The organism is Streptosporangium sp. NPDC002544 (genome assembly GCF_040295965.1).
Taxonomy (GTDB): Bacteria; Actinomycetota; Actinomycetes; order Streptosporangiales; family Streptosporangiaceae; genus Streptosporangium.
Genome location: NZ_JBEOWJ010000067.1, coordinates 1 through 15,012 on the forward strand (window position 1 = coordinate 1; position 15,012 = coordinate 15,012).

The 15,012-nt window shown below is 70.3% G+C and carries 11 protein-coding genes; 9 read left to right on the forward strand and 2 right to left on the reverse strand.

Going from position 1 to position 15,012, the window contains the following annotated elements:
* Nucleotides 1-952: 952 nt before the first annotated feature.
* From ABT061_RS47585 to ABT061_RS47625, 9 genes are all read left to right on the forward strand, one after another.
* Nucleotides 953-2,272, forward strand: coding sequence for an ammonium transporter (locus ABT061_RS47585; protein WP_350930326.1), 1,320 nt, complete (start codon nt 953-955; stop codon nt 2,270-2,272).
* Nucleotides 2,269-2,607 carry a P-II family nitrogen regulator gene (locus tag ABT061_RS47590; RefSeq protein WP_030906290.1) on the forward strand — a complete coding sequence of 113 codons (339 nt, stop codon included), beginning with the start codon at nt 2,269-2,271 and terminating at the stop codon, nt 2,605-2,607. The genes ABT061_RS47585 and ABT061_RS47590 overlap by 4 nt, the downstream gene beginning before the upstream one ends.
* A 3-nt stretch (nt 2,608-2,610) precedes the next feature.
* A complete protein-coding gene (locus ABT061_RS47595; RefSeq protein WP_350930327.1) occupies nt 2,611-4,887 on the forward strand; it encodes a [protein-PII] uridylyltransferase in 2,277 nt (758 codons plus the stop codon).
* A gap of 249 nt (nt 4,888-5,136) precedes the next feature.
* A complete protein-coding gene (locus ABT061_RS47600; RefSeq protein WP_350930328.1) occupies nt 5,137-7,938 on the forward strand; it encodes a sensor histidine kinase in 2,802 nt (933 codons plus the stop codon).
* Nucleotides 7,935-8,357: a roadblock/LC7 domain-containing protein gene (locus ABT061_RS47605; RefSeq protein WP_451934972.1), complete on the forward strand. Its 423-nt coding sequence runs from the start codon at nt 7,935-7,937 to the stop codon at nt 8,355-8,357. Before ABT061_RS47600 ends, ABT061_RS47605 begins: the two co-directional genes overlap by 4 nt.
* Before the next feature lie 39 nt (nt 8,358-8,396).
* Complete coding sequence (locus ABT061_RS47610; RefSeq protein WP_350930329.1) at nt 8,397-8,759, forward strand: DUF742 domain-containing protein; 363 nt, start codon at nt 8,397-8,399, stop codon at nt 8,757-8,759.
* A gap of 10 nt (nt 8,760-8,769) precedes the next feature.
* A complete protein-coding gene (locus ABT061_RS47615; protein WP_343972082.1) occupies nt 8,770-9,327 on the forward strand; it encodes a GTP-binding protein in 558 nt (185 codons plus the stop codon).
* A 541-nt stretch (nt 9,328-9,868) separates the two neighbouring features.
* Nucleotides 9,869-12,514, forward strand: a complete 2,646-nt coding sequence (locus ABT061_RS47620; RefSeq protein WP_350930330.1) for a sensor histidine kinase — start codon at nt 9,869-9,871, stop codon at nt 12,512-12,514.
* Between the two features lie 2 nt (nt 12,515-12,516).
* Entirely contained in the window at nt 12,517-12,927 is a 411-nt protein-coding gene (locus ABT061_RS47625; protein ID WP_350930331.1) for a DUF742 domain-containing protein, read from the forward strand.
* A gap of 28 nt (nt 12,928-12,955) precedes the next feature.
* On the opposite strand, the gene ABT061_RS47630 is transcribed toward ABT061_RS47625, so the two are convergent.
* Both ABT061_RS47630 and ABT061_RS47635 read right to left on the reverse strand, forming a co-directional pair.
* A complete protein-coding gene (locus ABT061_RS47630; protein ID WP_350930332.1) occupies nt 12,956-13,915 on the reverse strand; it encodes an SIS domain-containing protein in 960 nt (319 codons plus the stop codon).
* Between the two features lie 26 nt (nt 13,916-13,941).
* Nucleotides 13,942-14,907, reverse strand: a complete 966-nt coding sequence (locus ABT061_RS47635) for a hypothetical protein (protein ID WP_350930333.1) — start codon at nt 14,905-14,907, stop codon at nt 13,942-13,944.
* Between the last annotated feature and the right edge of the window lie 105 nt (nt 14,908-15,012).

The window sequence follows — 15,012 nt, forward strand, 5'->3', positions numbered from 1 at the left end:
CGGCCAATCCTGGAAACGACCAGTAACAATCAAGTACACGACAGGGGTCAGCTTTCACCTGTCGATAGGGGGTCATGGTTCAGACGACGTCCACACGTGGGGGCGGGGCCGGGCCGAGGGGGCATGGGGGCTAGGCCGAGGCGGGGGCGGGGCGGTTTCATGGGGGTTGAGGGTGGATCGGGCTCACACCGGGGGCCGGCTGGGGTTCGCCGTGCGCTCCTTTCGAAAGCGACGCTTCAGCTACGGCGATTCGCGCCGAGCGATCTCGTACGGATTGCTTCAGCCGCTCAGGGGTCATTGGGCGGTCCGAGAGTGAGCGACTACGGCTCGCAGTCCGTACGGCGGGAGCCTGTCAAGCGGAGGTGGGCGGGTGGTCCGGCCGGCATGAAAAGAGCCCGTGACCACAGCGCCCGAGCAGGCCGGAGGCCTGGATCACCAGACAGTGAGTGAGACGGCCGGCCGGACCACCCGCCCACCGCAGCGTGAACGGCGGCAGGAGAGCGCGCAGCGTGAACGGCGGCAGGAGAGCGCGCGGCGTGAACGGTGGTTGGGGTCGCGCGGTGTGAACGGCGGCGGGGGTCGTGGTGGGAGCGATCGGTTCGTTCCTTCGCCGGGTGGGGAGTACGGCTCAACGTGTTCGCCCGGATGAGGGGACATGGCGGGCGTGGCGGCGGTCATGCGCGTGGTCATCGGCGGCCCTCCGAAGGCCCGGGTGGTTGCCCACCTGGGCATCTTTTGGGTCATTGATAAGCCGAGACATGCCCGGTCCGAAACTCGATGGAAACATCGTGTGGCCGAGATTCACAGATGTGAAACACGCAGGGTCGCGCCTTGAAACGGCGGAAGAACACGCTGTGGCGCAACGTCAGTGCGCGGCCGGTCGACGGAGCCCTGGAAGCGTCCACTGCATGTGAAACCGGCAAAACGCCAATTGGAAGGAGGGTCGCTTCGCATGGAGATCGATAGCGGCTCCACAGCCTGGATGCTCGCGAGCACCGCACTCGTTCTGCTCATGACGCCAGGTCTCGCTTTCTTCTACGGGGGCATGACCAGGGCGAAGAGCGTTCTCAACATGATGATGATGTCGTGGGTCAGCATCATCGTCGTAACGATCGCCTGGGTTCTCTACGGTCACTCGCTGGCCTTCGACGCCGTCGGGGACGGCTCTGGATTCCTCAACAAGATCATTGGCGGGCTCGACAACATCGGGTTGAGCGGCCTGGTCGAGACGGCGACCAAGGATGACGGCACCGGTATGCCGAGTCTGGTCTTCTCGACGTTCCAGATGACTTTCGCCATCATTACGGTCGCGCTGATCAGCGGCGCGCTCGCCGACCGGGTCAAGTTCGGCGCCTGGGTGGTCTTCGCCCTCGTCTGGGCGACCGTCGTCTACTTCCCCGTGGCCCACTGGGTGTGGGGCGGCGGCTGGCTGAGCACCCTCGGCATCGAGGACTTCGCCGGAGGCACCGTCGTCCACATCAATGCCGGTGCCGCGGCCCTGGCGGTCGCGCTCGTGATCGGCAAGCGTGTCGGCTGGCGCAAGGACCCGATGCGGCCGCACAACCTCACGCTCGTCCTCCTCGGCGCGGGCCTGCTCTGGTTCGGTTGGTTCGGCTTCAACGCGGGCTCCGAGCTCGCCGTCGACGGCACGACCGGCCTGGCGTTCATGAACACCCAGATCGCCACCGCGGTCGCGGCCGGCGCCTGGATCCTCGTCGAGAAGCTCCGTGACGGCCACTCCACCACCCTCGGTGTCGCCTCCGGTGCTGTCTCCGGCCTGGTCGCCATCACCCCGGCCTGTGGTTTCGTCGACCCCTGGGCGGCGTTCGTGATCGGCGCGCTCGCCGGTGTCGCCTGTGCCTACGCGGTCGGCCTGAAGTACAAGCTCGGCTACGACGACTCCCTCGACGTGGTCGGCGTTCACATGGTCGGCGGTGTCGTGGGCGCGGTGGCGCTGGGCTTCGTCGCCGCCTACCCGTTCGCCGACGGTCAGGAGAAGGGCCTCTTCTACGGCGGTCCGATCTCCCAGCTCGGCGTGCAGGTGCTCGGTCCCGTCGCGGTCGGCGCCTACTCCTTCATCGTCTCCTGGATCATCGCGAAGATCATCGACAAGACGATGGGCTTCCGCATCACCCAGGAGCAGGAGATCGCCGGCGTCGACATCACCACCCACGCCGAGACCGGTTACGACCTCGGCACCATCCACTCCTCGGGTGTCGCGGCCGTCAACGGTCCGGTTTCCGCCCCGGCGTCTAAGAAGGTGGACGCATGAGACTCATCACCGCGATCATCAAACCGTTCAAACTGGACGATGTGAAGGCGGCCCTGGAGCAGTTCGGGGTCAAGGGCATGACGGTCAGCGAGGCCAGCGGCTACGGCCGCCAGCGCGGCCACACCGAGGTCTACCGGGGTGCCGAGTACCAGGTCGACCTGGTGCCCAAGGTCCGCCTCGAAGTGCTCACCGAGGAGGACGACGCCGAGGACGTCATCGACGTCATCGTCAAGGCCGCGCAGACCGGCAAGATCGGCGACGGCAAGGTCTGGTCCGTTCCTGTGGACACGGTGATCCGCGTCCGCACCGGGGAACGCGGACCTGAGGCGCTCTAACCGGTGAGAGGCGACACTCGCTCGTACGCCGCGGCCCGTAAGGAACGGGCCGCGGACATCGACCGCTGGCTGACGGACCTGGTCAGAACCGCCTGCGGCACGCCGTACGGGCACAACGGGGGAATGACGAGAAACGACGAGCGCGGCGCCCTCAGCGGAGTCGCGCTCGTCGCGGTCGGGAGTCTGGGCCGCTCGGAGCTCGCGCCGGGCAGTGACCTCGACCTGGTCCTGCTCCACGACGGACGAGATGATGTGGCGCGTATCGCCGACCGCATCTGGTATCCGATCTGGGACTCCGGGATCGGCCTCGACCATTCGGTGCGGACCGTGGACGAGGCGGCGAGGGTGGCCAGGGAGGATCTCAAGGCGGTCCTCGGGCTGATCCAGGCCCGGCACGTGGCGGGAGACCAGGAGCTGACGCGGTCGGCACGCGAGGTCGTGCTCGCCGAGTGGCGGGCCGACTCCCGGCGCCGCCTGGGCGAGCTGCGCGATGCCGCGGACAAGCGGGCGGAGGCGAGCGGGGAGCTGGCGTTCCTGCTCGAACCCGACATCAAGGACTCCCGCGGCGGCATCCGTGACGTGCAGGCGATGCAGGCCGTGGCGGCGGCCTGGGTCGCCTCGGCTCCCGGCCCGCGAGTCCGCGAGGCCTACGAACTGCTGCTCGACATCCGGCACGGCCTGCACCTGGTGACCGCCCGAGGTGCCGACCGGCTGGTGCTCCAGGAGCAGGACGCGGTCGCCGGGATTCTCGGCCTGCTCGACGCCGAGGCGCTGATGCGCAGGCTCGCCGAGGCCGCCAGGACCATCGGGCACGCCTTCGACGCCACCTGGCGGACCGTCGACCGGCTGCTGACCGGTCCCACCCCCCGTGGCCGCCGCCCGCTCGCCGACGGCGTCGTCGAGCACGGCGGAGAGGTCGTGCTGGCCCGCGGGGTCAACCCCCGCAAGGACCCGACCCTCGTGCTGCGCGCCGCCGCCGCGGCGGCCGAGGCGGGGCTGCCGCTGGCGCCCGCCACGGTCAGCACGCTGGCAGCCCAGTCGCCGCCACTCCCCGTGCCCTGGCCGGACGAGGCACGCGATGCCCTGGTGGCCCTGCTGGGCGCCGGGCGTGCGGCCGTGCCGGTCTGGGAGGAACTGGACCAGGCGGGGATGCTGGTCCGCCTGCTGCCCGACTGGGAGCGGGTGCGACACCGCCCGCAGCGCAACCCGGTGCACCGCTACACGGTCGACCGGCACCTGATCGAGGCCGCCGCCGGGGCCGCCTCGTTCACCCGTGAGGTCTCCCGGCCCGACCTGCTGCTCATATCGGCGCTTCTGCACGACATCGGTAAGGGATACCCCGGCGACCACTCCACCACCGGCGCCGTCGTCGCCCGCGACATCGGGACCCGGATGGGCCTGCCCCCGGCGGACGTCGACACCCTGGAGACCGTGGTCCGCCATCACCTCCTGCTGCCCGAGACGGCCACCCGCCGCGACCTGGACGACCCGGTGACCATCTCCCGGGTGGCCGAGGCCGTCGGTACGCGCGAGGTCCTCGAACTGCTGGCGGCCCTCGCCGTGGCCGACGGCCACGCCACCGGGCCCGCCGCCTGGAACTCGTGGAAGGCCTCACTGGTCACCGATCTGGTACGCCGGGTCCGTTCGGCGCTCTCCGGCACCCCGCTGCGGCCCGCACCCTCGCTCTCGGTGGAGCAGGCGTCCCTGGCCCGACACGGCGGAGGCGCCGTGCGGATCAACGGAGGAGCGGTCACCGTGGTCGCGCCGGACCGCGCCGGGCTGCTCTGGCGTGCGGCCGGGGTGCTGGCCGCGCATCGGATGGTGGTGCGTGCCGCGTCGGCGGCCTCGGCGGGGGCGACCGCCGTGATCGAGTTCTCGGTCGTTCCCGAGTACGGCTCGCCGCCCGACCCCGCGACGCTGGAGGCCGACCTGCGGCTGGTCCTGGCCGGCCGCCTCGACATCGAGCAGCGCCTCGCCAGGAGGAGCAGGTCGATGCGCCCGGCCCGGGTGCCGGTGGCACCGCCCAGGGTGAACCTGGTGGACGACGCGTCGAACACCGCGACGGTCATCGAGGTGCGCGCCCATGACCGTCCGGGACTTTTGTGGCGGATTGGTAGAGCGTTTGGTGAATGTGGCCTTGACGTACGGGCTGCCCGTGTGGAGACTCTCGGCGCAGAGGCGGTGGACGTCTTCTACGTGGTCGACAGAGCCGGCCGTCCGCTGACCGACGAGGTCCAGCGAGCTCAGATACGGGACCAGGTGCTGGCTGCCCTGCGGTAGCCGCGGATGATCGCCCCCTCGTCGCCTTCGTAACGATTAAAGGCGATATGTCGGTTTTGTCGATTCTTTCACGTGACCTTGTGGTCTGATGTTGTTCATCTGTGTCGTGATTGAGGGGTAGCGAGATCTGTGGCGACGGCGACATCCGATAACGGGAGTGCTTCGGCACCCGACCGTGGCAAGCGGCCTGCCGCCCGGTTCGGCCTGAAGAACTGGCGTGTCCGTTCGCGTCTGACGGCTCTGATCCTGGTGCCGACCACAGTGGGTGTCGTGCTCGCGGGCACGCGCGTGGTGGCCTCCGTCGACAGCGTCGCCGGATACCAGCGGACCGCCGCCGCGGCGGAGTACTCCGGCGGTCTTCGGGATCTGGCCCAGGCGCTCGGTTTGGAACGTGACAGGGGTGCCTGGGCATCGTTCCAGCCTTCGGACAAGGGGTTGAAGGAGAGCGAGGAGGCCCAGCGGAAGGTGGTCGACGCACTGGCCAAGAAGGTGCAGGTGGAGGTCCAGGCGATCGACGACTCCTACGGCCCCCGAGCCGTCGAGGCGGCCAGGAACGTCGCCTACCAGCTGGAAGGCCTTCCCGAGCTGCGCCGCCTGCCGGGCACGACCCGGGTGGAACGTTACAGCCACATGATCGCCCCGTTGCTCAAGCTCCACGAGGAGCTCACGCTGGTCAGCGACGATTCGGAGATCATCGGCAACACCCGCGCGCTCAGTGCCCTGGCGTACGCCAAGGAGGAGGTCTCCAAGCAGCGCGCCCGCCTGCTGGCCGGTTACTACGCGCCCTCGCTGATCAACCCGCAGGAGATCGAGAAGTTCATCGCCTCTCGTTCCCGCATGAACGAGTTCGAGGCGGACTTCAGCGTCGAGGCGAGCCCGGCCAACGGCCAGCTCCTCGCCAGCGCCATGATCGACGAGAGGGTGTACCGGGCCGAGCTGACCAAGTCCAGAGCGATCGTGCTCGCCGGCGACCCCCGGCACACCGGACGGCTGCTGTCGGGTTCCAACGATGTCAAGCAGTGGTTCTCGGACAACACCGCGGTCCTCGACCTGATGCGGAAGGTCGAGACCAGGGTCGCCGATGACGTGGTCGCCAGGGCCCGGATGCTGGAGGACACCGAGCAGCGCAACGCGATCATCACGTCCGCCCTGATCCTGATCCTGCTCCTGCTGGTGCTCGGCCTCACGGTGGTCATCGCCCGCTCGATGGTGACGCCGCTGCGCCGCCTGCGAGCCGAGGCGCTGGAGGTCGCGGGCTTCAGGCTTCCCGAGGTGGTGCAACGGCTACGGGTCTCCGGCGACACCAGGACACCCGAGATCGCCCCCATCCCGGTCGAGAGCACCGACGAGATCGGCGAGGTGGCCAAGGCCTTCGACGAGGTCCACCGGCAGGCCGTTCGCCTGGCCGCCGAGGAGTCCGAGCTCCGCTCCAACGTCAGCGCGATGTTCGTCAACCTGTCGCGTCGTACGCAGACCCTGGTCGAGCGGCAGATCTCGCTGATCGACGGCCTGGAGAAGGGCGAGGAGGACGGAAACCGCCTGGCCGACCTGTTCAGGCTCGACCACCTGGCCACCCGCATGCGGCGCAACTCCGAGAACCTCCTGGTTCTCGCCGGTCACGAGCCGCCCCGCAGGCGCAGCAAGCCGGCCAAGCTCGTCGACGTCGTGCGCGCCTCCCTGTCGGAGGTCGAGGACTACGATCGGGTCCAGGTCAGGGTGCACCGTACGATCTCGGTCGCGGGCAGCGCCGCCAACGACATCGTGCACCTGGTCGCCGAGCTGGTGGAGAACGCCATCCAGTTCTCCCCCCGGGCCAGCCGGGTCGTGGTCTCCAGCAGTGCGATCGAGGGCGGCGGCGCGCTGCTCGCGGTCAGTGACCCGGGCATCGGCATGACTCACGAGGAACTGGTCGAGGCGAACCGCAGGCTGGCGGAGCCGCCCGTGGTCGATGTCTCGGTGTCGCGGCGGATGGGCCTGTTCGTGGTCGGCCGCCTGGCCCTGCGGCACGGCATCCGGGTGCAGCTGCGCCCGCAGGAGGGCGGCGGCCTCGTCGCCATGGTGCTGCTCCCGCCGGAACTCGTCGCTCAGGAGGACCAGCCGGCGCGGACCCCCTCCTGGGGGGCGGACTCCTGGGGGGCGGAGCAGGCGGCCTCGGGGGACTTCTCCGCCCAGGCGCCCATCGGTCGCCCGCCCGTCCGGCAACCCTCGTACGGGCAGGATTCGTTCGAGCATTCCTCGTTCGGGCGGGATTCGTTCGGGCAGGCGTCCACCCCGGGCGCACCCTCGTTCGGCTCGACCTCGCTGCCCGGTGACCACTTCGCCGCGGAACGGCAGGCCTCCGCAGGTCAGGCGGACTCGTCCGGTGCTCCGGCAGGTGGCGCGCCACTGCCCAAGCGCCAGGTCGGCGGGCCGAAAGGCGGCGGGGGTGTCCCCACCCAGGGAATCTCCTCATGGGGTGAGTCCTCATACGAGTACGAGTACGAGTATGGGTACGAGAATCCGGCGGGGGCGATGCCCACGGTGGGCGTCTCCCCGCTCGAAGCCGAGCAGGAGGAGTACCTGCCCATCTTCGCCTCGGTCGAGTCGGCCTGGTTCCGCCGGGCGGAAGATCCGGCGGAAGGCGGGATGCCCGCACCCCTTGCGCCGGCGAGCACGTCCGGCGAGCAGTCCACACCACCGGCGGGTGTATCGGTCCACCAGGCGGCTCACGAGCCGGTCTCCCCCCCGGTGGGAGCGGAGGCGGAGCGATCCGCGACGTCGGGCGACCCGGACGGCTGGAACACCCCGTCCGACGCCGGCTGGCAGGCCGCCCAGGCGGTGAGCGACCCCACCCTCGGCGGGATCACCGCTGCGGGTCTGCCCAAGCGCACTCCCCGGGCGAATCTCGTACCGGGTACGGCCGCTCCCACGCTGTCCGGCCCGGCGCCGTCCATGTCCCCGGACAGGGTGCGCAACCGTCTGACGAGTTTCCAGCAGGGGGTGCGACGAGGTCGCGCCGAAGTAGCCGACACCACTACCAGGAGCCTTACCGACAAGGAGGATGGCTCGTGACGACCCTGAGTCATGAGGCACGCAGGTTCGACTGGCTGATCACCGAGTTCGTCCGCGGCACGCCCGGTGTCGCGCACGCGGTGTGCGTCTCCGCCGACGGGCTGAGAATCGCCAGTTCGGAGGGATTTCCGGCCGACAGGGCCGACCAGCTCGCCGCGGTCGCCGCGGGTCTGCTCAGCCTGACCGTGGGGGCCTCCCGCGTGTTCGACGGAGGTACGGTCACCCAGACCGTGGTCGAGATGGAGCGCGGTCTGTTGCTGGTCATGGCGATCAGCGACGGTTCCGCGCTCGCCGTGCTGGCCTCCTCCGACTGCGACATGGGTCTGGTGGCGTACCAGATGACCCTGCTCGTCGAGCGGGCCGGTCAGGTGCTCACCCCCGCGCTCCGCGCCGAGCTACAGTCCCTTCGGGGTCGGTAGTGGCCGGGGCCGTGCCGGGTTTGTTCAGGGGAGGGGTCAGTGCGGGGGTTTGACGGAAGCGAGGACGACGAGCCGCTGTTCCGTCCGTACACCGTCACCGGTGGCAGGTCGGAGCCCCGTTTCCACCTGGCCATGGAGACGTTGGTCTCCTCTTCCTTCATCATGGAGGAGGACCTGGCTCTGCTCACCCCCGAGCAGGATGCGATCATCAGGCTCTGTCGCTCGTACCGCTCTGTGGCTGAGATCTCGGCTCTGCTGAAGGTCCCGCTTGGCGTGGCCCGCGTTCTGGTGGCGGATATGGTCGACGAGGGCTTCGTCCGCATCCATCAGCCGCGTCTTAATGAGGGACAACCGGATCTCAACATGCTCGAAAGGGTTCTCAGTGGACTTCGCAGGCTCTAGCCAGGGTGGCCTGACGTCAACGAAAATCGTTGTCGCGGGCGGGTTCGGTGTCGGCAAGACCACGTTCGTGGGGGCGGTGTCGGAAATCCTGCCGCTGACCACGGAGGCGGTGATGACCGACGCCAGCGCCGGGATCGACGACCTGGGGCTGACTCCGAACAAGACCACCACCACGGTCGCGATGGACTTCGGTCGTCTTTCGCTGGACCGCGACCTGATCCTGTATCTGTTCGGCACGCCCGGCCAGCACCGGTTCTGGTTCATGTGGGACGACCTGGTCCGCGGCGCGATCGGCGCGGTGGTCCTGATCGACACCCGGCGGCTGGCCGACGGCTTTCCGGCGATCGACTACTTCGAGGAGGCCAAGCTCCCCTTCCTGGTCGGCATCAACGGCTGGAACGGAGAGTTCCCGCACAACGAGGACGAGGTGCGCGAGGCTCTGACGCTGGCCCCGCACATCCCGGTCGTGCGGACCGACGCCCGCTCCCGGGACTCCGTCAAGGGCACGCTGATCACTCTGGTCGAGCACGTACTGCGGGTCCGCGCGGCCTACGGCACGTCTGTGTAGCCCTCGCCGCATCCGGGTGGGTCCGTGGTCCGCGGCCACCCCACTCGGATGCGGGCTCGCCGGCCCTGCTGATTATTTCGCGGCGATCAACATCGGTCGCCGGGCAGTGTGTCACGCTGCCGACGACGCGGCCTGAACCGTCGAATCCATCGACGGCGAGGAGCTGCAAGCTCGGCCCCCAGGGCCGAGAAGTTGACAATGTTGCGATCTTCCGGGGACGGCGCGTTTCCGTTCAGCGCTGCTGAACCGCCGAATGGAACGATGTGAGCGACCAGGTAAGCCGGGAAATGCGTAATAAGGGTATTCGGGCGACTGAAACTGATGTTCCAGTCGCAGCTGGGGCTCCAGGTCCTAGTCACCACTTCACTAGAAATACGCATTTATTGAGCTGTGTTCGCTTGGCCCCGTAGGTCGAGGTGTGCTCGAATTGCCGGGAACCGCGGGAAATTCGACCAGGGGTTCATCCACCGAGAGGCAGCGTTCGGTGAGCACACAGAGGATCCAAGACGCGGGCAGCGGCCTACGCCCGCGGAACTGGCGGGTGCGTCGGCGCCTTGTCGCGCTCATCCTGGTGCCCACGATCGCCGCGGTGCTGCTCGGCGGGGTCCAGGTGTTCGCCTCGATGAGTGCCTCGGGCGACTACCGGCGGATCAACGACCTCGCCCGGCTCTCCGGCCACGTCGGCGCGCTCACCCACGAACTGGCCGAGGAACGTGACCACACCGCCTGGTTCATCGCCCTTGGCCGCCCCGCGAGCGGGGTGGAGAACGTGCGGGCCCAGATGGACCTGGTCGACGGTGTCGTGATACGCGTTCGCGAGAGCGGCGCCCTGCTCGGCGGGGAGGTGAGCGGCCGTACCCGGGACGAGGTCGAGGCCGCGATCACCCGTCTGGACGACCTCCCCCCACTGCGTACCCAGGCTCTTGGGGCGACGCTGCTGCCCGACGCGGCCATCGCCGCCTACAGCCTGGTCATCGCCGATCTGATCTCCCTCCACGACGAGCTCGGCAAGGGCACGGCCGACGACGTCCTGTTCGGCCAGGCCCTGGCACTGGACGCGCTCGCCCGCGCCAAGGAGGCGGTCTCGTTCCAGCGGGCGCTGCTGACCGTGGTGCTGGTGGCGGGGCGGTTCGAGCAGGAGCAGATGGAGCAGTTCCTCGGCGCGCTCTCCACGGAGCGCAACGAGAGGAAGACCTTCGCCGCCGAGGCCGGAAGCCGGGACCGCCGCCTCTTCGACGAGGCGGTCAACGGCCCTGCCACCGACCGCGCCGAGTCCCTCCGCGAACTGGTCCTGCTCCGCGCGGCCTCCGGCATCTCGCTGAAAGGACTGGACCTGGCGAAGAAGGACGACGCCAAGGAGTGGTACGACGCGGCCACCGTCGTCGTCGACCACATGCGCGGGGTCGAGGAACGGCACGCCCGGGACATCGTGCTACGCAGCCAGCAGCTCGGTGACGCCGAGCAGAGGCACGCCCTGATGGTCGCCATGGCCGTCGTCACCCTGCTGGCGCTCGTGCTGGTGATCACCATCTGGGTGGCGCGCTCGCTGGTCAGCCCGCTACGGCGGCTGCGCGGGGAGGCACTGGAGGTCGCCGGGGAGCGGCTGCCCGCGTACGTCCAGCGGATCCGCGAGTCGCGCGAGGGGGAGGTCGTCGCGGACGTGCCGCCGATCGGGGTGCTCTCCCGAGACGAGATCGGTGAGGTCGCCAGGGCGTTCGACGAGGTGCTCAGGGAGGCGGTGCGGCTGGCGGGCGACGAGGCCAAGCTGCGCAACACGGTGAACGCGATGTTCGTCAACCTCTCCCGGCGGAGCCAGAGTCTGGTGGAACGCCAGCTCAGCCTGGTCGAGCGGCTGGAGCGCGGCGAGCGCGACGACCAGCGGCTGGCGGACCTGTTCAAGCTCGACCACCTCGCCACCCGCATGCGCCGCAACAGCGAGAACCTGCTCGTCCTCGCCGGGCAGGAGGTGGCGCGACGCTGGAGGCAGCCTGTCGAGCTGATGGACGTGGTCAGGGCGTCGCTGTCGGAGGTGGAGAACTACGAGCGGGTGACGAACCGGGTCCAGTCGGAGGTCGCCGTCGCGGGCCCCGCGGTGAGCGACGTGGTCCACCTGCTGGCCGAGTTGGTGGAGAACGCCATCTCGTTCTCGCAGACGAAAACCAGGGTCACGGTGTCCAGCAGCCGGATCGAGGGCGGAGGCGTGATGATCTCGGTGACCGACCAGGGCATCGGCATGACGCTCGACGAGCTCGCCCAGGCCAACTGGCGGCTGGCCAACCCGCAGGCCGCCGACGCCTCGGTCGCCCGCCACATGGGTCTGTTCGTGGTCGGCCGTCTCGCGCTCAAGCACGGCATCCGTGTCCAGCTTCGCCCCCAGGGGACCGGCCTGACCGCGATGGTCCTCCTCCCGGAGACACTCCTCGTCACGCCGCCCCCCGCGCCCCAGCAGGTCGGTTACCCGCGGCTCCCCGCCGCCTTACCCGCGGGCGTCGCGCCCCTTGCCGGCCCGTCGTTCCCGCAGGCTCCCGGCGCGGGGCCGCCCGGCGCCGAGGGCCTGCCCCCGAGGGTTCCCGTGCTCGCGGCGCCCCCCGCGCAGACGTGGCCCGCACCCGCGTGGGACGGGCGGCCGGACGCGAGCGCGCCGAGCGTGTGGAGTCCGCCCCCGGAGCGGTCCCGCCCACAGGGGGAGTTCCCGGCGCCGCACCCCGGCCCGCTCGACTCCCTTCCCCGTCCGGCCCGGGCGGACGAGACAGGGCCGTTGCCCAGGGTGGGGACCTCGCCGCCGGCGAAACAGGACGACTTCCTGCCGATCTTCGCCTCGGTCGAGTCCGCCTGGTTCAGGAACACCGCCTCCAGAGATACCGGTGCGGCCACGGGCGATCCCGCTCCGGAGAGCCCCCGGGACGAGCCCGAGCCGTGGTCCTCGCCCGGTGACGGGGGCTGGCAGGCAGCCCAGGCGGCGAGCGCCCCCGCACACGGCGGTACGACCGGGGCCGGCCTGCCCAAACGCACCCCCAGGGCGAACCTGGTACCCGGCTCGGTGGCGCCGCTCGCGCGGTCACAGCCGAACCCTGACCCGGGGCCGGGCGCGCTCCCGGTCTCGGCAGAGCGGCTCCGCGAACGGATGTCGAGCTTCCAGCAGGGCGTGCGCAGGGCGCGCAACGAGCTCCCGGACCAGGACCGGTAGCCGTGCGGGCCGACAACTCCGACGGTGGGCAGGACGGGCGCTTCGGGTACGACCCGGAGTACGGCGAACCGGTCGAGGAGGAGAGCTCGCTGGTCCGGATGTACGCCGTGACCGGAGGGCGGATCGTGCCGAGCGCCAAGCTCGCCATGGAGGCGATGGTCTCGACCTCGACCCCGGCCCAGCTCGGCCTGTCCTACATCCGGGAGTACCGCCTCATCAGCGATCTGTGCCGCCGGGTCCGCTCGGTCGCGGAGATCTCCGCCCTCCTCGGCGTCCCTCTCGGCGTGACCCGCGTCCTGGTCTCCGACATGGAGTCCGAGGGCCTGGTGCGGATCCACCACCCCAAGGTCGACGCGGCGGGTCCCGGTCCCGACCTCCTCGAACGCGTCCTCAGCGGCCTCGACCAGATCTGAGGCCCGTCGTGGGCCCGCTGTGGGCGGGTCAGCTCGGGGCGAGCCACCACCTGGCGGCGACGAGCTCGGCCACCAGGGTCTCGGTCAGGAGCGCCACGTCGGGGTCGTCGTCGTGGCGGTAGCGGACGGCGGCCTTGGCGCCGGGGAGGTCGCCGCCGACGGCCAGGACCGTGGAGCCGCGCTGCCGGATCCAGTCCATGGCCTGCTCGTCGTAGCGAGAACCGGGGAACAGGATGGCGCGGTAGTCCAGGGTCTTGGTGAGGTAGACGTCCACGTGGGCCCAGTCGCCGGTCTCGCACGCGTCGGCCGCCCTGCGCGGCCCCTCCCGGAACATCAGGGCCGACTGCTCGGCGGAGGACAGGTGCTCGGCGGGGGCGATCGTGTAGACGCCGTGTGGGCCGTCGAGCAGTGCCGCCGCCGGCTCCAGCCACTCGTCGCGGCGCTCCAGCAGATCGGCGGTGGCCTCGGCCGTACGGCGGAGCAGTGCGGGTGAGTCCCCGCCGGAGGCGGTGAGGCGGTTTCCGAGTGCCAGGAGCAGGGCGAGGGTGTGCTGGAAGGTCCGGCAGGCCACGCCGCCGCGCTCCTCGCCGGCCAGCATCGGGACCACCAGGTCGGCGCCCTCGGTGACCGGCGAGCCCGGCGCGTTGGTCAGCGCGAGGACGAAGGAGCGGCCACGCACGCGGGCGACCGCGTCGAGGGTCTCCCTGCTGCCACCGGTGGCGGAGATGGCGACCACCAGGGTGTCCGGGCTCGGCGGGTAGGTCAGGGCGGCGGAGGCGTACTCGGCCACCGCGTCCACCCCGGCGGCCCGCAGGCGCAGCGCGGCCACCCGGGCGGCGTACCGGGAGCTGCCCATGCCGAGGAAGACCACCCGCCGGATCCCGGAGGGTACTCCGGCGAACAGGTCGTCGGCCTCCAGGGCGCTCGCCAGGCCGGTCAGCGCGGCGGGCTTGGCCTCCAGATCGGTGAGGTACAGCTCGGGAATCACGTGCTCTCCTTCATCGGTTTCAACGGTCACCGGTAGCGGGACCGCAGTACGCCCATCGGGGCGTAGCGCCAGCGGGGGAGATGCCGGGCGGCGTAGACGAGCTCGCGGCACTCCTGTTCGACCTCGAACGGGCGCAGCAGGGAACGGTCCAAAAGGCCGGCATGGCCCAGCTCGGCCAGGCGGTCTGAGTAGGCCGACTCCAGGGTGGCGCGGGCCGCGACGGCCCACTCGGCGATCATCGCCGGATCGGCGTCGCGGCGCCTGACCGCGACCTGGCCGACGTGTTCGAGGCTCGTGGTGAGCTGGGCGAGGTCGCGGGCGGCGGGCTGGAAGGGGGCGGCGTCCGCGACGGTCGGGTTGCCGTCGAAGTCGATCACCGCGTACCCGTCCCGCCAGCGGAGCATCTGGCCGACGTGCAGGTCGCCGTGGATGCGGATCAGCGGGGTGGCGCCCGCGGCGGCCAGCGGAGCCAGGTCGGCGCGGAGCGCGCCGGCGTGGGCCGCGAGCCACTCGCCGTCCTCGCCGTCGGTCAGTGCCAGCGCCTCCTCCAGCGCCTCGCCGGCCCGGAGCGACCACGGGCCCTCCGCCGTGCGTACCGGGTCGGGGAAGGTCACCGACGGGGTCGCCATCGCCGCGTGCAGGTCGGCCGAGAGGGCGCCCAGGTCGGCGGCGAAGGAGGTGCCGAAGGAGACGGCCTCGTCCACGCACCACTCCCAGCCGTCCCTCGCCTCGGGGAGGTAGGCGGTGACGAGGGCGAGCAACATCTCGGAGCCGTCGTCCGCGCGCCGGGAGAGGGCCGCGTAGGGCGTGGCGGTCGCGGTGAAGCCGACCGATGTCAGGTGCGCGAACATGTCGGGCGCGGGCGCCGGGAGCGGCACGGGCGGGGTGAGCCACTTGACGACCACCTTCTCGCCGACGACCACCGAGTGGTTGGTCTGGTCGACGTCGAACCCGCGCTCACCCGTCCCTGCGGCTCCGTCGATCCATGACAATTGAGTGTCGGTTGAGAAAACTGTGACAGCCGGGGAGGGAAGCGGATGGAACCGGCGAACTCTGAAGGGGGAGGGATCTGCACTGGTCAGAGCGTCAAGGAGGGC